Source organism: Pseudomonas sp. NPDC089406 (genome assembly GCF_044900265.1).
GTDB lineage: Bacteria > Pseudomonadota > Gammaproteobacteria > Pseudomonadales > Pseudomonadaceae > Aquipseudomonas > Aquipseudomonas fakonensis.
In genome coordinates, this window is record NZ_JBJDNC010000018.1 from 1 (window position 1) to 19,749 (window position 19,749).

Consider the following 19,749-nt stretch of genomic DNA (forward strand, 5'->3'; position numbering starts at 1 on the left):
CGAAGCGCAGCGTAGGGGGCCGGATGATGGGAGCAGGCGGCTTTGCCTACTTTGGCCAAGACCAAAGTAGGCCGCCGTAAGGGCGGAAAGGTGACGAAAAGCCGCTATCCTCAATGAATGCGCATACATCTACCAAAGCAATCACGATAAGCCCCGAACCCGAACCCCCAGCGCAAATCTGCACAACCCTTAAGACATAAGTCCCATGGCAGCCCCACCCCCGCCAGCCATACTCAACGTTCGCCCTTCAATAACAACAAGTACCGGGTAGCGAACCAATGACCTATCAGCACAGCTACGCCCATTCCATCGCCGACCCCGCGGCCTTCTGGCAGGCCCAGGCCGAACAGCTGGCCTGGCAGCGCAAGCCAACCCTCACCCTGCAACAAAACCCCGACGGCACCCACCGCTGGTTCGAAGACGGCCGCCTGAACACCTGTCACCTGGCCCTCGACCACCAGATCGAGCAAGGCCGCGGCGAGCAACTGGCGCTGATCTACGACTCACCCGTCACCGGCACCCAGCAAAGCTTCACCTACCACCAGCTACGCGATGAGGTGGCGCGCCTGGCCGGCCTGCTGCGCTCGCTGGGCGTGGGCAAGGGTGACGGGGTGATCATCTACATGCCCATGGTGCCCCAGGCCGCCATGGCCATGCTCGCCTGCGCGCGCATCGGTGCCGTGCACTCGGTGGTGTTCGGCGGCTTTGCCGCCAATGAGCTGGCCCTGCGCATCGACGATGCCCGGCCCAGGCTGCTGCTCACCGCCTCCTGCGGGCTGGAGTTCGACCGGGTGATCGAATACAAGCCCCTGGTCGACCGCGCCCTGCAACTGGCCCGCCATCAGCCCGGGCATGTGCTGGTGCTGCAACGCCCCCAGGCCACCGCCCAGCTGCAACCTGAAAGGGATCTGGACTGGCAGCAGGCGCTGCTAGGCGCCGAACCGGTAGCGCCGGTGGAGCTGGCCGCAGGCGACCCGCTGTACATCATGTATACCTCCGGCACCACCGGCAAACCCAAGGGCATCGTGCGCGAAAACGGCGGCAACGCCGTGGCCCTGTGCTACGCCATGCGCCACGTCTACGGCATGCAGGCGGGCGATGTGTGGTGGGGGATTTCCGACGTCGGTTGGGTGGTGGGCCATTCGCTGATCGTCTACGGGCCGCTGATGAGCGGCTGCACCACGGTGTTCTACGAGGGCAAGCCGATCCGCACCCCGGATGCCTCGGCCTACTGGCGGGTGGTGCAGCAGTACAAGGTCAATGCGCTGTTCTGCGCACCCACCGCCATGCGTGCGATCCGCAAGGAAGACCCCGAAGGCGAGCTGATTCGCCGCCACGACCTCGGCTCGCTGCGCCAGCTGTTCCTGGCCGGCGAAAAGCTCGACTCCAGCACCCATGAGTGGCTGGAGCAGGTCAGCGGCAAGCCGGTGCACGACCACTGGTGGCAGACCGAGACCGGCTGGCCGGTCACCGCGCCCTGCGTTGGCCTTGAAGGCAGCGCGGCGCGGCCAGGCTCGAGCAACCGCGCGGTGCCGGGCTATCACGTGCAGGTGCTGGACGACGACGGCAAGCCGCTGGGGCCGAACCAGCAGGGCGCCATCGTCATTGCCCTGCCATTGCCGCCGGGCTGCAGCCAGACCCTGTGGGGCGACCACCCGCGCTACCTGGAGGCCTACCTGCATAGCTACCCCGGTTACTACCACACTGGCGACGGCGGCTACCTGGACGATGATGGCTTCGTCTACATCATGGGCCGCACCGATGACGTGATAAACGTGTCCGGCCACCGGCTGTCCACTGGCGAGATGGAAGACCTGGTCGCCCGCCACCCGGCGGTGGCCGAGTGTGCGGTGATTGGCGTGCATGACGAGATCAAGGGTCAGGTGCCGCTGGCGCTGGTGGTGCTCAAGGACGGGCAGGGCATTGGCGAGGCGCAGTTGCAGGGCGAGTTGGTGACCAGCGTGCGCGAGCACATTGGCGCGCTGGCCTGCTTCAACCGTGTGCGGCTGGTCAAGCGCCTGCCCAAGACCCGCTCGGGCAAGATTTTGCGGGCGGTGCTACGCAAGATCGCCGACGGGCAGGCCTATGTGCCGCCGTCGACCCTGGATGACCCGGCGGTGCTGGGGGAAATCGAAGGGGTGCTGGCGGACCTGCCCAGGGCGGGGTGAGGTAGTGGCCGTACTGGCCTCATCGCCGGCAAGCCGGCTCCTACAGGAGATCGCATGCCCTTGTAGGAGTCGGCTTGCCGGCGATGAGGCCGGTTCAGGTTAACCCATCCTGCGGCCCCACCTGATGCAACTGCCCCAATCGGCTGCGGGTGCGCATCAGGTCGGCCAGCGGCCCGTCCAGGCTGTCGGCCAACGGTCGCTGGCCAATCACGGTCACCTGCCGGTCCTGGTCGTACAGCACATCCACCAGGTTGACGAAGCGCTGCTGCGCCGCCAGCGAGCATTCGGCCAGGTCGTCCAGGCCGTCGATGATCCAGTGCGCGTAGCGCTCGGCGAGCACCAGGTAATCGATCACCGCAGTGGCCTGCTCGCACAGGTCGGCAAAGGCGAACATCACCCGTTGGCCGTCCTCGGCCAGCACCCGCAGCGGGCGCTTGTTGACTTCCAGCACCTGCGGTTGCGGTGCAGGCAGTTGCAAGGCTTCGCGCTGCGCCGCATCCCCCGGCCACACATAGTGCCCCTGGGTGAACCGTTGGTGCGCGCGGTTGGCCGGCAGGCTGCGAAAGTCCGTGTCGCCGCCGACTTCCAGCACCTGCATGCGGCCATGGATCAGGCGGATCACCGGCAGGAAGCGTTCGTGGTAAAGCGGGTTGGGCAACAGCCCCTCGGGGGCGTAGTTGGAGGTCACCAACAGCAGGATGCCGCGCTCGAACAGGGCATTGAACAGCCGGGTCAGCAGCATCGCATCGCCGATGTCATGCACGTGGAACTCGTCGAAGCACAGCACCCGCACCTCGCCCAGCAGTTCGTCGAGGGTGGCGCCGAGGGCATCGGGCAGCGCGCGGTGGCGGTGCATGCCCTGGTGCAGGCGGGCAAAGAAGTCGTGAAAGTGCAGGCGACGTTTTTCAGCCACCGGTACCGCCGCGAAAAAGTTGTCGAGCAGCCAGCTCTTGCCGCGGCCCACCGAACCGTACAGGTACAGGCTGCTGGGCTGGCCCTGGTCAAGGGCGGCCAGTTGCGCGGCCATGGCCTCGATCACCCGGCACTGGCCCTCGCTCAGGGTGTAGCCGCGCTCGGCGGCCTTGGCCTGGAAGTGCGTCATCAGCGTGCATTGCTGCGCGGCGGTGTGGCGCTGGCGGCGCAGCGGGGCGGGGATCCAGGTGGACAACGGGTGGCTCCTAGGCGAGGGCAGGGCGCGGCTTGCTTGGGGGATGGATTTTGACCAATAGGCAGGCGGGTGGGCAAGCGCCGGGTTCAGGGTCAGAAACTGTCCTGTGCCGGCCTCATCGCCGGCAAGCCGGCTACAGGTACAGCGCAGACCCGAAGGCTTGCGCTCCCACAGATGTGCTGCTACAGGGGCAACCTGCTTTCAGCCCTTGCGCTCCAACTGCCGCTCGATCATGTATTTCACCGCCAGGCGCTTCTCCTTCAAATGGCGTAAATCCTCGTCGACGAAATTTCCCGCCGAAATGGCCTCGGCCGCCAGCACCTGGTTGTCGATATCGACGTATTCATCCAGCAGCCGATCGAGCACCTGATCGTGCTGGCGGCGTTGCTGAACGATTTCGCGGGGGTAGTGCAGGTCCTGGTACAGGTCGTGGGAAACTGGCATGGCGCCCTCCTTGTGTCTGCGCGGGTAAGCTCTACCTGATTGGAAGGGCCGAACACGATTGTGTTGAAGCGAAGCGGAAGAAAAACGACGGATGGTTGCCGCGCGCCCCATGGCGGGGCTGGCCGGTTATCAGGCAAACACCAGAGGGAAATAGGTGGGTCGGAGTAACTTGCTGTTTTCCAGCGTTTTTTTTCAAAAAAAGCTTCCCAACCGAAAACTTCGCTGGTAAAGTGCCGCCCATTCCTGCACAGCGGCTCACGCAGTTGGCAGTGAATAGTCAGGTCGACGGTTGCATCAGCCAGCCGTCCTATCCGATACAGGGGCGTCGCCAAGCGGTAAGGCAGCAGGTTTTGATCCTGCCATGCGTTGGTTCGAATCCAGCCGCCCCTGCCATTTCTCTCTGAAGTAGTTGCACATCTCCCCAATCGCCTTCTGGCGATTTTTTTCATTCTGCCTTTTGCTTTTCCAGCAGCTCGGCCAATGCCAGGGCCAGCGCCTGCTCGTGCACCGGTTTCTGGATGACCAGGCTGCGCTCCAGGGCAAACTCTTCCAGCTCGGCGTAGCCTGTCAAAAACACCACCGGCAACTGCGCGAAGCGCTGGCGGGCGGCCAGGGCCAGTTGCTCGCCGTTGAGCCCCGGCATGGCGAAATCGGTCAGCAGCAGGTCGGTGCTGTCATCCAGCAGCGCCAGTGCCTGCCGGCCGTTATCGGCCTGGCGTACCTGGTAGCCCAGGCGGCGCAGCACGTCACCGATCATTTCGCGTACCAGGTGGTCGTCGTCCACCAGCAGAATCCGCTGCCCGGCGCCGCTGGCCGGCAGGTTGCGCGCTTTGCTTTGTTCGGCGAGCGGAGCGGCCTGCGCCGTGCGTACTGACGGCAGGTACACGCTGACTTCGGTGCCGCGCCCGGGGCGGGTGTCGATGCGTACGCCGCCGCCAGACTGCTTGGCAAAGCCGAATACCTGGGCCAGGCCCAGGCCCGAGCCCTTGCCGATATCCTTGGTGGTGAAGAAGGGTTCGAACACCTTGGCCAGCACTTCTTCGCTCATGCCGCAGCCGGTGTCGCCAATGCTCAGCACTACGTATTCGCCAGGCTCGGGGTCTTCCGGGCGGCGCGGGCGGGCGCTGACCCGGGTGTTGCGGGTGGCCAGGGTCAGCTGGCCGCCACTGGGCATGGCATCGCGGGCGTTGATCGCCAGGTTGAGGATGATCATCTCGGTCTGGGTCGGGTCGGTCAGCGCGTGCCACAGGTCACGGGCCAGGTCCAGGCGCACGGCGATGCGCCCGCCCAGGGTGCGGCTGAGCAACTCCTCCAGCCCCGAGAGGGTGTGGTTGAGGTTCAGCGGCACCGGCTCCAGGCGCTGCTTGCGCGAGAAAGCCAGCAATTGCGCGGTGAGCTTTGCGCCACGCTCGCCCGCTTCGCGAATGTGCTGCAGGCGCTTGTCGGCCTTGTCCAGCTGGCCCTTTTCCAGGTCGCGCTGCAAAAAGCTCGCACCAGTGAGGATCACCGTCAGCAGGTTGTTGAAGTCGTGGGCCACGCCGGCGGTGAGCTGGCCCACCGCTTCCAGGCGCTGCATCTGTTGCAGCGCGGCCTCGACGCGCTCGCGCTCGGCGATCTGCTCGCGCAGCCGGGTGTTGGCCTCGGCCAGGTCCAGGGCGGCTTCGCGCTCGCTGGTGATGTCGCGGGCGACCACATGCAGCAAGGTGTCATCGGGCACCACCACCCACGACAGCCAGCGCTGCTGGCCGCTGGCATGCAAAATGCGCCCGATGAAACGTGCACTGGTGCGCCCCAGCGACAGCGCGGCCAGTTCGGCCAGCAGGGCGTCCTGGTCGACCTCCGGCAGCAACTGCAACAGTGAAACTTGCCCAAGGCGCTCGCGGGTGAAGCCCAGGCTGGCTTCCCAGGCCGGGTTCAGGGCAACGGGTGTGAGGTCTTTGTTCAGCACCGCCAGCAAGTCCTGGGACAGCTCCCAGGCGCGGTCGCGCTCGCGGGTGCGGCGCTCCACGCGTTCGCCGAGCATCTGGTTGAGCTGCTCCAGGGCGCGGGTGGCCTGGCGTTGCTGGTGAATGTCCTGCAGCACGCCGGAAAACCGCACGCAGTGGCCATCGACGAACTGGGTCTGGCCGCTGGACAGCAGCCAGCGTGGCTCCAGGCCTTTGGGCTGGGCGATGCGGAACTCCACCCGGTAATGGCCGTCGCCGTCCGGGCGCATGGCTTGCTCGACGGCGCCCTGCACCAGGGCGCGGTCATCCGGGTAGACGCCTTCATAGAACACCTCAAGGGTCATCTCGGTGTCGGCAGGCACGCCGAACAGCGCCTTGCAGCGGTCGTCCCAAAGCAGCTCGCCCTGCCCGGGGCGAAAGTCCCAGGTGCCCATGCCGGCGGCGTCGATAGCGATGCGCGCGCGGGCCTCGACATCGGCCAGGGCTTCTTCGGCGCGGCGCCGACGCTGGCGTTCCTGCACTTCGGTCAGGGCCCGGCGCACAGCCTTGGGCAGCAGTGGCAGGTTCTTCTTCAGCACATAATCGGTGGCACCCAGGCGGATCATTTCCACCGCGTGCTCCTCGCCATAAATGCCGGAGAGGAAGATGAACGGCACATCCGGGGCCAGGCGCTGGGCGATGGCCAGCACCTCGGTGCCGGACGAGCCGGGCAGCACGCAGTCGCAGAGGATCAGGTCGAAGCGGCCCTCGGCCAGGGCATGCTCGACGCCGATGTGGTCGAACACCAGCCGTGAGCGAACCTGCAGGCCACTGCGCTCAAGGCTGGCCAGGGTCAGTTCGGCGTCCAGGCTGCTGTCTTCGACCATCAGCAGGTTGAGTGGCGCGTGCTGCATCCTTTGCCCTCAGTTGCCGGCGCGGCGGTTCAGGCGCAGCGAGCCGGGTGGCGGCTCGTTGAGCACCGCCCAGAACACCCCAAGGTCGGAGATGGCGGCGACGAACTCCTTGAACTCCACCGGCTTGACCACGTAGGCATTGACGCCCAGCTCGTAGGCGCGCAGCAGGTCCGGTTCCTCGCGCGAGGAGGTCAGCATGACGGTGGGGATGCTGCGCAGCTCGGCGGTGCCACGCACCACCTTGAGCACCTCCAGGCCATCGACCTTGGGCAGCTTGAGGTCCAGCAGCATCACCGCCGGGTTGCCGTCGTCACGCTCGGCGTAGGTGTTGCGCCGCAGCAGGTAATCGAGGGCTTCGGCGCCATCGCGCAGCACGATGACTTCGTTGGCCAACTGGCTGCGCTCCAGCGCAAGGAGGGTCAACTCCAGGTCCCTGGGGTTGTCTTCGACCAGCAGGATGGGCTTGAGCATGGTATGCGTGGTGCCTCAGTGTGCCGCCGCAGGGCGGGGCAGGGTGAAATGAAAACTGGCGCCCTGGCCTGGCTGGCCTTCGGCCCAGACCCGGCCATCGTGGCGCTCGATGATGCGCCGCACACTGGCAAGGCCGATGCCGGTGCCTTCGAACTCTTCCATGCGGTGCAGGCGCTGGAACACGCCGAACAGCTTGCCGGCATAGGCCATGTCGAAGCCCACGCCGTTATCGCGCACGTACACTTCGGTCTCGTGGGCGTGTTGCACGGCGCCCACTTCGATACGCGCAACATCGCGCCCGCGGGTGTACTTGAGGGCGTTGCCGATCAAATTGGTCAGCGCCATGTTGAGAAAGGCCGGGTCGGCGTGGACCTTGGGCAGCTCGGCGACCTGCCATTGCACCTGGCGCCCGGCATAGTCGGGCGCCGTTTCGTTGCGGATGGCCTCGACCAGCGTGTTGAGGTCCACATCCGACAAGCGTAGCGCCGAGCGGCCCATCTGCGAGAAGTTGAGCAGGTTGTCGACCAGGGTGCCGGCGAAGGCGGCCGCCTCCTCGATATGCGACAAGAAGCGCCGGCCGCGCTCGGACAGGTGCTCGCCCTCGATTTCGCCGAGCAGCTCGCTGTAGCCGGCAATGTGCCGCAGCGGTGCACGCAGGTCGTGGGACACGCTGTAGGAGAACGCTTCGAGCTCCTTGTTCGAGCGTTTCAGCTCACCGGCCAGTTCAGCCAGCTCTTCGGCCTTGCGCAGCACGATGCCCAGTACCGCGCTGCGCAGCTCCAGCACGCTTTCGATGATCAGCGGGTTCCACGGGGCGCTGAAACCGCGCACTTCTTCCTGCCAGCGATCGAAACTGTGCCGCGGGTGCAGGTTGCCTTGGGTGTCGGGCAGTTTTTCCGGGCGCCCGGCCCAGTTCACCGTATGCCGCTGTTCGGGGCGGAACCACAGCAGATAGTGCGAGTGGATCTGCGAGATGGCCACTGCCAGCACGCCACCGACGTGCTCGGCCAGCTCCGGCAGCAGGTCGATGTCGCGGCGCACATTGTCGCTGTGAAACACTCCGTCGCCATCATGTTGCCCCAGCCAGTGCACCAGCGCGTTGACCTGGGCGGCCGGCGGGGTGCTGCCGATCAAGTCGCAACGTTCGGCGCTGATGATCGCAGCGCCCGTGGCGTCGGCGAACTGCAGCATGACCTCGGGCAGGGCCTGCAGGCCCTCGCTGATGCTGTCGTGGTCGGCCATCGCGGCGAGCATGCGCACGATGCGCTGGCGCAGGTCGAGCAATTGGCGCGTGCTGTTGTGCGACTCGTGCGCCTCGATCTGCAGCGACAGCATGCTGGCCAGCAGTTCGCAGGCGGTGCGGGTGCGAAAGTCCACGCGGCGCGGGGTGGTGTGGTGGCACGACACCAGGCCCCAGAGCTTGCCGTCGACCACGATCGACAGCGACATCGACGCCAGCGTGCCCATGTTGCGCATGTACTGCAGGTGCACCGGCGACACGCTGCGCAGCGAGGCGAAGCTCATGTCCAAAGCCTTGCCGCTGCGCGGGTTGATGGCCGGTACCAGCATCGAGGGCTGATAGTCGGCGTCCTCGATCACCCGGATGCGGTTTCTGCGGTACAGCTCGCGGGCCTGCTGCGGAATGTCCGAGGCCGGGAAGCAATGGCCGAGAAAGCGTGGGTAGCCGGGGTCGGCTTCTTCGCTCAGCACCTTGCCCACGCCCGCCTCGTCGAAGCGGTAGGCCTTGACCCGGCCGAAACCGGTGATCTGCTTGATCTGTTGCACCGATTGGCGCAGCAGTTCGTCGATGCTGGTGGCCTGGTGCAGGGTGCTGACGAAGGCGCGCACCAAGGGGTAGTAGTCGCCCTGCGGGCCATCCAGGCGGTTGTCTTCGAGCTCGAGGATCAGCACCTGGTCATGGCGGTGGGCGAGCACCCGCAACAGGCCCTGGCATGGGGCATCGGGGTGCAGGCGCAGGTCACCGATGTGAAACGGGAAGATCTCTTCGTCAGGCACTGCGCTGAGTTGGCCGCGCAGGTCGAACCCCGGGGCCAGCAGCTCGGGCAGCGCTCGGCCGAGCAGTTCGCTGGCCGCCAGGCCCAGCCAGCGCTGGCTGTTCTCGCTGGCCTGGAGAATGCTCAGGTCGCGTTCGTCCAGCACCAACAGGAAACCTTGCGGCTGAATGCTGCCCGGGATCTGGATCGGTTCCTCGGCGCAGCGTTCGATGGCCTGGTCGAGCGGAGTCGGGGCAGTGCTCAAGTGAATCTCCTGATGGGGCCTTCCGTGTATGGCTTGCACGGTACCAGAAGCAGGCCCGCTTTGCCGGCATATGGCCTTTTGAGGGGCAGGAAGTTCAAGGGTTTCGTCACAATCGCGGTAAATGTCTCACCGGGGCGTTGGGGTTGATCCCACATTGTTCACTCCCTTTTTACTAATGCCAAAGAGAGATATCCATCGCCCGCCACGAGCATTTCCCACTGCTACGCTCAAACTCAACCTCTTCAGACAAGGATCGACAGGTGACGGAGCGCTTTTTGGCCGGGTGGTTGGGCCTGTGGTTGAGCGGCAGTGCCGTGGCGGCGGACTTTCTGGTCGACGTGCAGGTGCTTGTGCAGCGCGGCTGCATGCTGGTCAGCCAGCAACGTGACGCCGGTGCCCAGGCCCTGGGCGTCATCGACCTGGGCAGTGCCGCGCGTCTGGATGGCCCGGGCGCGCCCTTGAGCGGCGTGCTGTACAGCCCGCGCCCGCCGCGCCTTGAGTGCAACCCCGATACCACCTACCAGGTGCGCGTCGACGGCGGCCAGCACGGTGGCGTCGGTCAGGTGCGCTACCTGGCCAATGCCGATGAGCGTGCCCGCCCGATCCCTTACCGCCTGTACCGCGATGCCGCCTGGCGTGAACCGCTGGAAGTGGGCGTGGCGCAATCGGCGCGGGTGCCGGACAGCGGCTCGGTGGAGCTGCCCCTGTACGCACGTATCGACAAACTGGCCTGGGTGCCACGGGCCGGGCTGTACGCCGACCTGCTCAAAGTCACCGTCACCTGGTAAGGAGCCCGTATGGCCAAGGACGCGCTGCAACGTACTTCACTGCTATTGCTGACACTGGGCCCGATCCTGCTGCCGGGAGGCCTGGCCCATGGCAGTAGCACCGGCTTCATTCAGGCACGCCTGGTGATCAGCGCCGCCTGCCAGGTCAACAGCAACCCGCAGCAACCGGCGACCCTCGGCAACCCCGGGCTGATCGACTTCGGCGCCCAGGGCCCGACCTGGGACCAACCTCTGGCCACACGGGTGGACGAGGCCGGCGGTGAAGGCAGCCTGCAGATCAGTTGCTCGCCGCAGGTGCGCGCGTTCAGCGTGCGCATCAACGAAGGGCTCAACGGCAGCGATGGCGTGCGTCGCCTGAGCAATGGCCGCGAAACCATCCCGTACCAGCTGGCCATCGACCCCGCCGGCAACAGCCGCTATGCCATCGGCCAGGCCCGCAACTTCGCCATCAGGGGCACCCAGCAGGTGCCCGTGCCCATTTACGGCGTGGTGGTCGCGCAGCCGCGTGCGCTGCCGGCCGGGCTGTACCGCGACACCCTCAGAGTGACCCTGGACTGGTAACACCCAAGGAGATCCCGATGCCCAAGCACTACACCCGCTGCCTGCTCGCAGGCCTTGGCCTGGCCCTGGCGTCACAGGCCCAGGCGGCCACCGTGACCGGTACCATCAGCTCGACCCTGACCCTGACCGCTGCCTGCCAGGTCAACGGCGGTACCGGTACCTCGGGGTTGAACTTCGGTACCCTGAACTTCGGTACCCAGGATGCCCTGTTCACCACCGCCAATGCCCAGGTGCTGGGCCCTGGCGGCGGTGCCATGAGCATCCTCTGCTCGTCGGGCACGGTGCCGGCGGTGCGCGTGCGCGCCGGCAGCCATGACGGCCAGTCCACCGGCGGTACCCGGGCGCTGGCCGATGGCGCCGGCAACTTCGTGCCCTACGACTTCTATACCGACTCCGGGCGCACCCAACTGCTGGCCATCGACGGCACCATCACCCTGCCCACCAGCACGGGGGTTGCCCAGACCGTCAACCTGTATGGCCAGGCGCGCGGCAAGGCGGGCCTGCCGGCGGGGGTGTACACCGACACGGTGGCGGTCGAGCTGAGCTTCTGAGCCATGCCCGGCGCGTGGCGGTTGCTTGGCCTGGGCCTTGCGCTGGCGCTGGCGCCACCGGTGCAGGCGGTCACCACCAGCACCTTCCAGGTGTCGGCGACCATTGCCGCCGGCTGCCTGGTGGTGGGCGGGGTGACGGCTTATGGCGTGCTCGACTTCGGCACCCGCTCGGCGCTGGCCACGGGGTTGGTCGGCACCTCGCTGGGCGGCACCACGGTAACCTTCCAGTGCACCCCGGGGGTTGGCCTGAGCATGAGCCTGGACGGTGGCCAGAACAGCGCCAGCGGTACCCGCAACCTCAAGCGCAGCGGCGGCACTCAACTGCTCGCCTATCAGCTGTACAGCGACGCCGCCTACAGCCAGGTGCTGGGCATCGGCAGCAGCGTCACGGTGAGCTACAGCGACCCGACCGCCATCAAGTTGCCGGTCTACGGCCGTACCACCTTGCCCGGCAACCTGCCGGCCGGGACCTACACCGATGTCGTGCAAGTGACGGTGACCTGGTAAGCCCAGGCGCCGCAAAACCAGAAGAAGGAGAGGGGCATGCGGGCAGGCGCGAAACTGGCGCGAGGAATCATCGGGCTGATGTGGCTGGCAAGCCTGCCAGCCTTCGCCGCCACCTCGGTGCTGATCTGGCCGATCGACCCGGTGCTGGAGGCCGACCAGAAGGCCGGCGCGCTGTGGCTGGAAAACCGCGGCAGCACGCCCACCAGCCTGCAGGTGCGGGTATTCGCCTGGCGCCAGGGCGAGTACCAGGAGCAGTTCCAGGCCCAGCGCGAGATCATCGGTAGCCCGCCGGTGGCCAACATCCCGCCGGGGCAGAAGCAGCTGATTCGCCTGACCCGCACCGGCAGCTCGCCGGCCGGGCAGGAGCAGGCCTACCGCATCATCATCGACGAGATCCCTTCACCGCTGCCCAGCGACCCGGCCAGCGAAGGGCCGAAAGCGGCCATTCGCCTGCAGATGCGCTACTCGGTGCCGCTGTTCGTCTATGGCGAGGGGCTGTGGGGCAAGGCCGACCCCGAAGGCAAACGCAGCGCCGACGGCGTCGGCAAGCCGCAGTTGAGCTGGCGGGCGGTGTCGGTGCAGGGCAAGCCCTATGTAGAGCTGCGCAACACCGGCCCGGTGCATGCACGGCTGACCGACGTGGTGCTGCAGCAGGGCGGCCAGGAGCGGCCGCTGGTGGAGGGGCTGTTGGGCTATGTGCTGCCCGGCGCCAGCATGCGCTGGCCGGCCCCGTCCGCACCCGGCGCGGCCAGTGTGCTCAAGGGCCGGGTCAACGGCCAGGATACGGCCCAGGCAATCAAGCAAGGCCAGTAGTGACAAGAACCGGTGAACGTCAGGGCCCAGGGAGGACCCGGCAATGGTTGGAAATCGTGTGTGAGCTGGGCGCGGGCGGTAACGCATCGGTTGTGGCTGGGCCTGGCCGTGCTGGGGCCCGGCCTGGCGGTGGCCGACGAGCTGCCGCCGCCGCCGACCGAAAGCGCGGCCACAGCCGATGCCACGCTCTACCTCGACCTGCTGGTGAATCAGGTGGGCAAGGCTGAGCTGGTGCCGGTGCAGCAGCGGGCAGGGCGCCTGTACCTGCCAAGCGAGGTGCTGCGTGACGCCGGCATCAAGCTGCCGGGCAACCCGCAGGGCGAGGTGGCACTGGACGACATCCCCGGCCTGCACAGCGACTACGACAGCCAGAACCAGCGCCTGCTGCTGCAAGTACCGCCGGCCTGGCTGCCCGACCAGCAGGTGGGGGACCGTGGCCTGTACCCGGCCAGCGATACCCGCACCAGCTTCGGCGCGCTGCTCAACTACGATGCCTACCTCAACGACACCGACGATGGCGGCACTTACCTGGCTGCCTGGAACGAGCTGCGCCTGTTCGACACCTGGGGCAGCTTCTCCACCACCGGGCAGTGGCGCCAGTCGTTCAACGGCGCGCAAAGCGACACGCGCCAGGGCTTCTTGCGCTACGACACCACCTTCCGCTACACCGACGAGCAGCGTCTGCTCAGTTACGAGGTGGGCGACCTGGTGACCGGCGCCTTGCCCTGGACCACCTCGGTGCGGGTCGGCGGCCTGCAGCTGTCGCGGGACTTCGGCGCCCGCCCGGACCTGGTCACCTACCCGCTGCCGGCGTTTGCCGGTGAGGCTGCGGTGCCGACTTCGCTGGACCTGTTCATCAACGGCTACAAGACCAGCAGCACCGACCTGCAGCCAGGCCCCTACACCCTGACCAACGTGCCGTTCATCAACGGTGCCGGCGAGGCGGTGGTGGTGACCACCGATGCCCTGGGCCGCCAGGTGTCCACCACGCTGCCGTTCTACGTCACCAGCAGCCTCTTGGCCAAGGGGCTGTCGGACTTCTCGGTGGCGGCCGGCAGCCTGCGCCGCGACTACGCCGTGCGCGACTTCGCCTATGGCCCCGGGGTGGCCTCGGCCAGCCTGCGCCATGGGCTGTCGGACTTCTTCACCCTGGAGACCCATGCCGAGACGTCCGAATCACTGATGCTCGGCGGCCTGGGCGGTAACCTGCGGGTGGGGACGTTCGGTGTGCTCAACGCCGCCGTGGCGCAGAGCCGCTTCGACGGCGACAGCGGCCAGCAGGTGGCGTTGGGTTACCAGTACAACAGCCGGCGCCTCGGCTTCAATTACCAGCGCATCGAGCGCCACGGCGAGTACGCCGACCTGTCGCTGGTCGACAGCCCCTACACCCGCCTGAGCCGGCGCAGCGAGCAGGCCACCGTGAGCCTGAACCTGGACAGCTACGGCAGCCTGGGCGCCGGCTACTTCGACATCCGCGCCGGTGATGGCTCGCGCACGCGGCTGCTCAACCTCAGCTGGAGCAAGCCGCTGTGGGGCAACAGCAGCCTGTACCTGTCGGCCAACCGCGACATTGGCGACAGCCAGTGGGCGGTGCAGGCGCAACTGGTGATCCCCTTCGACCTGCGCGGCACCCTGGCCCTGAGCGCCGAGCGCAGCAAGGACGGCCAGGACCTGCAGCGGGTCAACTACAGCCGCGCGGTGCCGGTGGGCGGCGGCGTGGGTTACAACCTGGGCTACGCCACCGGCGGTACTACCGGCGACTACCGCCAGGCTGACCTGACCTGGCGCCTGCAATCGGTGCAGTTGCAGGCGGGGATGTACGGCAGCAGCGAGCAGATGACCCGCTGGGCCGATGCCAGCGGCTCGCTGGTACTGATGGATGCCGGGCTGTTTGCCGCCAACCGCATCGATGATGCCTTTGTGGTGGTCAGCACCAGTGGCTATGGCAATGTGCCGGTTCGCTACGAAAACCAGCTGGTCGGCCGCACCGACCGCAACGGCCACCTGCTGGTGCCCTACAGCAGCGGTTACTACCGCGGCAAGTACGAGATCGACCCCATGGAGCTGCCGGCCGATGTGCTGGCGCCGCAGGTGGAACAGCGCGTGGCGGTGCGCCGTAACAGCGGCTACCTGCTGGAGTTCCAGCTGCGCCGGGTGCTGGCGGCCAGCCTGGTGCTGGTGGACAGTAAGCAGCAGGACCTCAAGCTGGGCAGCCGCGTGCTGCACCAGGAGAGTGGCGCAGAGGCAGTGGTGGGCTGGGATGGCCTGGTATACCTGGAGAACCTCTCACCGAACAACCACCTGCAGGTGCAGAAGGCCGATGGCGGGCAGTGCCAGGTCGAGTTCGCGCTGCCCGAAGGGGAGGGGCCGATCCCGCTGATCGGCCCGCTGGTGTGCCAGTGAGGTTGCGCCATGGGCTGTTGTTGCTGGCAGCACTGCTGCCGGGCACGTCCTGGGCGTTGTGTGGCGTGGTGGCCACCGCGCCGGCGGCGTTCGGCTCGATCAACTCGACCCTGGTGCGCACCACGGTGCAAAACGCCTCCACCACCAATGCCGGGTTGCAATGCACCGGCTCGCTGCTGTCGCTGCTGGTGAGTACCGACCATATCTACGCCACCATTACCGCCACTACCGGCGGGCTGGTAGGGCCGACCGGCGATGTGATCCCGTACACCATCTATGCCAACAACACGACCAGCTACCCGATCACCCGCGGCACCCAGTTCGATTTCGCCCGCAACAACCTGATCGACGCCCTCGGGCTGCTCAATGGCAACACACCCAAGACCGTTCCGCTGTTCATGCGCACCGTGGTAGGGGCCAATGTTGCCGCCGGCACCTACACCGAAACCCTGAACATTGCCTGGGCCTGGAACTACTGCGCGGGGATCGGCCTGGGCAATATCTGCCTGGGGCGCGATAACGGCGCTGGCAACCAGACCGTCACGGTGACCCTGACGGTGACCAACGATTGCCAGATCACCACCCCCAACATCAGCTTCGGCAGTGCGCCGGTGGTGGCCGGGTTCGCTACGGTGAATCAGAGCGTGAGCCTGTCGTGCACCAAGGGCAGCGCTTATACAGTGGGGCTGGATGACGGCCAGAACGTTTCGGGTGGGCGCCGGCGGATGAAGTCGGGTACCGGCAACTACCTGGCCTATGACATCTTCAAGAGCGCCGGCACTACCCGCTGGGGCTCGGTGGGCGCGGCGCGGCGTTCGAGCAGCGATGCCAACGTGAACCCGGGCAACGGCACCGGTACCGGCAGCCAGGTGTTCAACTACAACGCCAAGGTGTACACCGACCAGGCCACGCCGCCAGCGGGGAGTTACCTGGACAATGTGATCCTGGATGTGGCGTTTTGAGCAGTCCTGCCGCCTGACGTGCGCAACTCTGTAGGAGCGGGGGGGGGTGGGGGGGGGGGGGGGGGGGGGGGGGGGGGGGGGGGGGGGGGGGGGGGTGGTGGGTTGGGGGGGGGGGGGGGGGGGGGGGGGGGGCGGGGTANNNNTGTCGCGAAAGGGCTGCGCAGCAGCCCCGGCGATTTTGCATGATGTCGAGATCCTGGGGCTGCTGCGCAGCCCTTTCGCGACACAAGGCCGCTCCTACAGGGGGCGCGCGACTTTCAACGCAAATCGTCGACCATCTTCAACAGCGTCTCCAGCACCGCCCCGGCCAGCTTCTTCGAGCGTGCGCCCGACCACTCGGCTACAGGCTCCGGCGCATCGTCGTGGTCCTTGAACGGCATTTCCAGGGTCAGCGACAGGCAGTCGTAAGTCTGGCCCACGGCATTGCACGCCAAGGTCATGTTGGCCTGACCGGGTTCGTCGCGGGTGTAGCCGTACTTCGTCTGGAAGTCTGCGGTCAGGCTGCACAGGGTGCTGCGAAACTGCTCCTCAAGCTTGGCGATGCGCGGGGTATAGCCCGGGTTACCTTCGCAGGCGGCGGTGAACACGTGGGGGATTTCCTCGTCGCCATGGGCATCGACGAAGGCGTCCACGCCGTACAGCTTCATTTGGCTCTGGGCGAAGAACACCTCGGGGCTGTGCTCGACACTGGCGTCCTGCCAGGCGCGGTTGAGGTCCTTGCCCTTGAAGTTGGTGCGCAGGTGGCCGAGGAAGGCGCCGTCGGGATTCATGTTGGGGATCAGGTACAGGTCGGCCTTGGTCAGCAGTTGCTGGATGCTTGCATCGTTGGCTTCGAGGCGGTCGATCACACCTTCCATGAACCACTCGGCCATGTGCTCGCCGGGGTGCTGCTGGGCGATGATCCACAGCTTGCGCTTGTTCGCGTCACCGGTACCGGCGCGCAGCAGCGGGATATCGCGGCCCTGCACGCTGCGCCCGCTGGCCAGCAGTTCGACGCCGGGGATGCCACGGGCGCGCTCGATCAGCTGGTTGTGGCGGGCGCGGGGGTAGGGCTCGAAGTAGGCGAACCAGATCTGCTCCTGCTCGGCCTGCACCTCGAAGCGCAGGGCCTGGCCATCGAACTGGCTGGGTACGCGGAACCAGCTTTGCTGGTCGTAGGAGGCAACGGCGTTGTAGCCGCTCCAGGCGTTCTTGTAGGCGGACTGGTGGGCGTTGTCCAGGCTGAAGCGATGGACCTGGCCGGGGGTGAGGCCGCTGACCTTGAAGTGGAACCACTGGAAGTGGCCGCTGTGGGTGTCGGGGCGGATGTTCAGGCGAACCTGCGCGGGGTTGCTGGCGTCCAGCACCTGAATGTTGCCGGAATCGAAGTCGCAGTCGATGTGCAGCGGGGACAGCGTCACGGTCATTGCCAGGCTCCTGTCTTGGCGTTGTTGTGACGCTAACTGTACACCGCTTGGCGGTGGGGGTGTCATGCGCTTGGCATGGCCGGCTGGGTACTTGTAGGAGCGGCCTTGTGTCGCGAAAGGGCTGCGCAGCAGCCCCATATTCTCGGCTTCATGCAAAATTGCTGGGGCTGCTGCGCAGCCCTTTCGCGACACAAGGCCGCTCCTACAAGGGGATGCGGCGCCTGTGCAGGCCGGGCTTCAGGCCAGCAGGCCTAGCGCCAGCAGCGCGGCGGCGCCGAGCCCGATGGCAATCGAGCAACCGCCCAGCGACAACGCCGCGCGGCCCTGGCGGTACCAGCCGTCATGGCCAAGCTGGCGCGCTGGGGCCAGCAGGCTGCGCCAGCGCAGTTCGGTCTGGTGGAAGGCGTGCAGGTGTTCGGGGGCGGCGTCCAGCCAGCGGCGAAAATCAATGCGCTCGCAAGCGGTGGCCTGCGGGCTCTGCAGGCGTACGTACCACTGGATGGCAACACTGGCCAGGGCATCGCCCGGCTCGCGGGTGGTTTGCAGAGCCTGGTTCATGTGGCGTTCGATGCTGAGCAGCGGCAGCGACAGGCGCTGGGCAATGTCGGCGAAGCCCAGCTGGTCGAGGCGGCCCAGCAGAAACACCTGCTGTACCCGCCGCGGCAGGCGCTTGAGCGCATGCAGCAGGGTGTCTTCAGCGTGCTGTTCGGCGGTGCGCGGGTCGTGCTCGAGGGGCAGCAGCAAACGGCTCATGGGCAGCTCCTTGCTCAGCATATAGAAGGGGGAGGGGGCATCTTCCGTGACGCGAAACCAGCTTAGTCTTAACGAGATTGATTCTCAAGTGCTGATTCGGCAAAGATTTGTAATGAGCGTTCACGCTCTGAAACATTTTTGCTATCATCGCCGCCATCAACGATCTTCATTAGCCTGAAGAGCAAAAAAAATGACCCGGCAAAAAGCCGGGTCAAAAACCGTGATTAGCCTGATGAGGAGATAATCTGAGAGTCCGACCTGAGGACTTTGCAGGTTATCCAGCGGGTCTCGCGACCAGCTGAGTGCAATAATAATCGTTATCATTTGCCAGTCAATTGTTTTTTGCCGTATCCGGTAAAAAACTTTGCTGGCGCACGCCTCATCCCCGCCAAGCGGCGTTCTGCCGCTGTGCGGCCATCACGTCTCCCTTGCTTTCTTTATTCCTGTTCCATGGCTTCGCGCTGCTCCAGCAGGGCGCGGGACATGTTGATCATGTGCATCAGCGCAAATACCACTTCACGTGTCGTGCCCTGCAGGTGGCTGGCGGTTTCGTGCGCCGTGGCGGCGGCGCAACGCAGCAGCTCCGAGGCGTGGTCGCTGGCCTGTTGGCGGGTGACGCCTTCGCGCAGCGTCCATAGCGTGCGTTCCAGGTCGGGGGCGCTGGGGGTGGGGTTGAGGTAGAAGTCGAGGGCGCGACGGGCGGCTTCGGTGTCGAGTTCTGTATCCGTTTTTTTCGAACTGCTCATCCTGATGTACCTGCAAATGCCAATCGGGTAAGGGTGTCAGCCGATATTAATACTTGAAGTATTTTTCCGTGATTCAAGAAATAATACTTGATGTGTATTGAGCGCTGAGGGGCAGTCCGTATCGTGCCTGCGATGAACATGGACAAATGGATTGCCCTCGTCCGGGAACGGATCGAGGAGCTGGATATCTCCCAGGAGTACCTGGCAGAACGCGTCGGGGTTTCCCAGGGCAGCGTCGGCCATTGGCTGCGCAAACGCCGGCAACCGCGGGTCGATTCGATGAACCGGGTGTTCGTCGAGTTGGGCATGCCCCACTACCAGGTGAGCATGCAACTGCGTGTGCTCGGCCAGGTGGGCGAGCAGCCCGGCCGCTATGCACTGGAAGACGACGATGATGACGATGACGGCCAGGCCAGGTACTTCGTGTGCTTTCGCTACCCGCTACGCCAGTGGGCGGCTTTGGGGCAGGCGCAGGCCGAGCCGCCCGAAGCCTTCGAACAGACCGACTACATGGCTCGGGGCAAGGCGTTCTGGCTGACGGTGGAAAACGACACCATGAGCGCCGCCAGCGGCAAGAGCGTGCCAGAAGGCGCGCGTATTCTGGTCGACGATGGCGTGGCGGCCGAGCCGGGCAAGCTGGTGATCGCCCGGTTGCCCGGCAAGTCGGCGATCTTCAGGCAACTGGCCGAGGAGGGCGGGCAGCTGTACCTCAAGGCCCTGAACAACGCCTACCCGACGCTGGTGTGCGAGGAGGGCTGCGAGTTTCTCGGCGTCGTGGTGAAGATGCACGCCAGTTTGTAGCCTGTACCGGCCCCATCGCCGGCAAGCCGGCTCCTACAGAACAAATCACAAGTCGTTGATTTAACAGATGACTCTGTGGGAGCGGCTTCAGCCGCGAACACCGGCGAAG

General features: G+C 66.0%; 17 protein-coding genes and 1 tRNA gene. 10 read left to right on the forward strand and 8 right to left on the reverse strand.

Features of this window, described 5'->3' with window-relative positions; genetic code table 11:
• Positions 1 to 278 precede the first annotated feature (278 nt).
• Positions 279 to 2,168 carry a propionyl-CoA synthetase gene (locus tag ACI2KK_RS14325; RefSeq protein ID WP_404669370.1) on the forward strand — a complete coding sequence of 630 codons (1,890 nt, stop codon included), beginning with the start codon at positions 279 to 281 and terminating at the stop codon, positions 2,166 to 2,168.
• Between the two features lie 94 nt (positions 2,169 to 2,262).
• On the opposite strand, the gene zapE is transcribed toward ACI2KK_RS14325, so the two are convergent.
• A complete protein-coding gene (gene zapE / locus ACI2KK_RS14330; RefSeq protein WP_404669371.1) occupies positions 2,263 to 3,336 on the reverse strand; it encodes a cell division protein ZapE in 1,074 nt (357 codons plus the stop codon).
• A gap of 201 nt (positions 3,337 to 3,537) precedes the next feature.
• On the reverse strand, positions 3,538 to 3,780 hold the full coding sequence (locus ACI2KK_RS14335; protein WP_217842760.1) for a hypothetical protein: 243 nt from the start codon (positions 3,778 to 3,780) through the stop codon (positions 3,538 to 3,540).
• A 318-nt stretch (positions 3,781 to 4,098) separates the two neighbouring features.
• On the opposite strand from ACI2KK_RS14335, the gene ACI2KK_RS14340 reads away from it, so the two are divergent.
• Positions 4,099 to 4,173 (forward strand) — tRNA-Gln (locus tag ACI2KK_RS14340).
• A gap of 52 nt (positions 4,174 to 4,225) precedes the next feature.
• Here ACI2KK_RS14340 and ACI2KK_RS14345 read toward each other — a convergent pair.
• The 3 genes from ACI2KK_RS14345 to ACI2KK_RS14355 are packed head-to-tail and all read right to left on the reverse strand — an operon-like array spanning position 4,226 to position 9,349.
• Positions 4,226 to 6,619, reverse strand: a complete 2,394-nt coding sequence (locus tag ACI2KK_RS14345; RefSeq protein ID WP_404669372.1) for a response regulator — start codon at positions 6,617 to 6,619, stop codon at positions 4,226 to 4,228.
• A 9-nt stretch (positions 6,620 to 6,628) separates the two neighbouring features.
• Complete coding sequence (locus ACI2KK_RS14350) at positions 6,629 to 7,090, reverse strand: response regulator (protein WP_217888527.1); 462 nt, start codon at positions 7,088 to 7,090, stop codon at positions 6,629 to 6,631.
• Between the two features lie 15 nt (positions 7,091 to 7,105).
• Complete coding sequence (locus tag ACI2KK_RS14355) at positions 7,106 to 9,349, reverse strand: ATP-binding protein (RefSeq protein WP_404669373.1); 2,244 nt, start codon at positions 9,347 to 9,349, stop codon at positions 7,106 to 7,108.
• Between the two features lie 260 nt (positions 9,350 to 9,609).
• Here ACI2KK_RS14355 and ACI2KK_RS14360 point away from each other — a divergent pair, with 260 nt between their 5' ends.
• From ACI2KK_RS14360 to ACI2KK_RS14390, 7 genes are all read left to right on the forward strand, one after another.
• Positions 9,610 to 10,137, forward strand: coding sequence for a spore coat U domain-containing protein (locus ACI2KK_RS14360; RefSeq protein WP_217842764.1), 528 nt, complete (start codon positions 9,610 to 9,612; stop codon positions 10,135 to 10,137).
• A gap of 24 nt (positions 10,138 to 10,161) precedes the next feature.
• Positions 10,162 to 10,698, forward strand: coding sequence for a spore coat U domain-containing protein (locus tag ACI2KK_RS14365; RefSeq protein ID WP_404669456.1), 537 nt, complete (start codon positions 10,162 to 10,164; stop codon positions 10,696 to 10,698).
• A 17-nt stretch (positions 10,699 to 10,715) separates the two neighbouring features.
• On the forward strand, positions 10,716 to 11,249 hold the full coding sequence (locus ACI2KK_RS14370; RefSeq protein WP_404669374.1) for a spore coat U domain-containing protein: 534 nt from the start codon (positions 10,716 to 10,718) through the stop codon (positions 11,247 to 11,249).
• 3 nt (positions 11,250 to 11,252) lie between these two features.
• Complete coding sequence (locus ACI2KK_RS14375) at positions 11,253 to 11,756, forward strand: spore coat U domain-containing protein (RefSeq protein ID WP_404669375.1); 504 nt, start codon at positions 11,253 to 11,255, stop codon at positions 11,754 to 11,756.
• 36 nt (positions 11,757 to 11,792) lie between these two features.
• Positions 11,793 to 12,569, forward strand: coding sequence for a molecular chaperone (locus tag ACI2KK_RS14380; RefSeq protein WP_404669376.1), 777 nt, complete (start codon positions 11,793 to 11,795; stop codon positions 12,567 to 12,569).
• A gap of 108 nt (positions 12,570 to 12,677) precedes the next feature.
• On the forward strand, positions 12,678 to 14,972 hold the full coding sequence (locus ACI2KK_RS14385; protein ID WP_404669457.1) for a fimbria/pilus outer membrane usher protein: 2,295 nt from the start codon (positions 12,678 to 12,680) through the stop codon (positions 14,970 to 14,972).
• Entirely contained in the window at positions 14,969 to 15,934 is a 966-nt protein-coding gene (locus ACI2KK_RS14390; protein WP_404669377.1) for a spore coat protein U domain-containing protein, read from the forward strand. The genes ACI2KK_RS14385 and ACI2KK_RS14390 overlap by 4 nt, the downstream gene beginning before the upstream one ends.
• A gap of 257 nt (positions 15,935 to 16,191) precedes the next feature.
• On the opposite strand, the gene ACI2KK_RS14395 is transcribed toward ACI2KK_RS14390, so the two are convergent.
• The 3 genes from ACI2KK_RS14395 to ACI2KK_RS14405 form a co-directional block, all read right to left on the reverse strand.
• Positions 16,192 to 17,340 carry a M14-type cytosolic carboxypeptidase gene (locus ACI2KK_RS14395; protein ID WP_404669378.1) on the reverse strand — a complete coding sequence of 383 codons (1,149 nt, stop codon included), beginning with the start codon at positions 17,338 to 17,340 and terminating at the stop codon, positions 16,192 to 16,194.
• A gap of 237 nt (positions 17,341 to 17,577) precedes the next feature.
• Complete coding sequence (locus tag ACI2KK_RS14400) at positions 17,578 to 18,093, reverse strand: DUF4880 domain-containing protein (RefSeq protein WP_404669379.1); 516 nt, start codon at positions 18,091 to 18,093, stop codon at positions 17,578 to 17,580.
• A gap of 437 nt (positions 18,094 to 18,530) precedes the next feature.
• Positions 18,531 to 18,839: a DUF6124 family protein gene (locus tag ACI2KK_RS14405; protein WP_217842771.1), complete on the reverse strand. Its 309-nt coding sequence runs from the start codon at positions 18,837 to 18,839 to the stop codon at positions 18,531 to 18,533.
• 132 nt (positions 18,840 to 18,971) lie between these two features.
• Between ACI2KK_RS14405 and ACI2KK_RS14410 the strand changes: the two genes are divergently transcribed.
• Complete coding sequence (locus ACI2KK_RS14410) at positions 18,972 to 19,640, forward strand: S24 family peptidase (RefSeq protein WP_404669380.1); 669 nt, start codon at positions 18,972 to 18,974, stop codon at positions 19,638 to 19,640.
• Positions 19,641 to 19,749 lie beyond the last annotated feature (109 nt).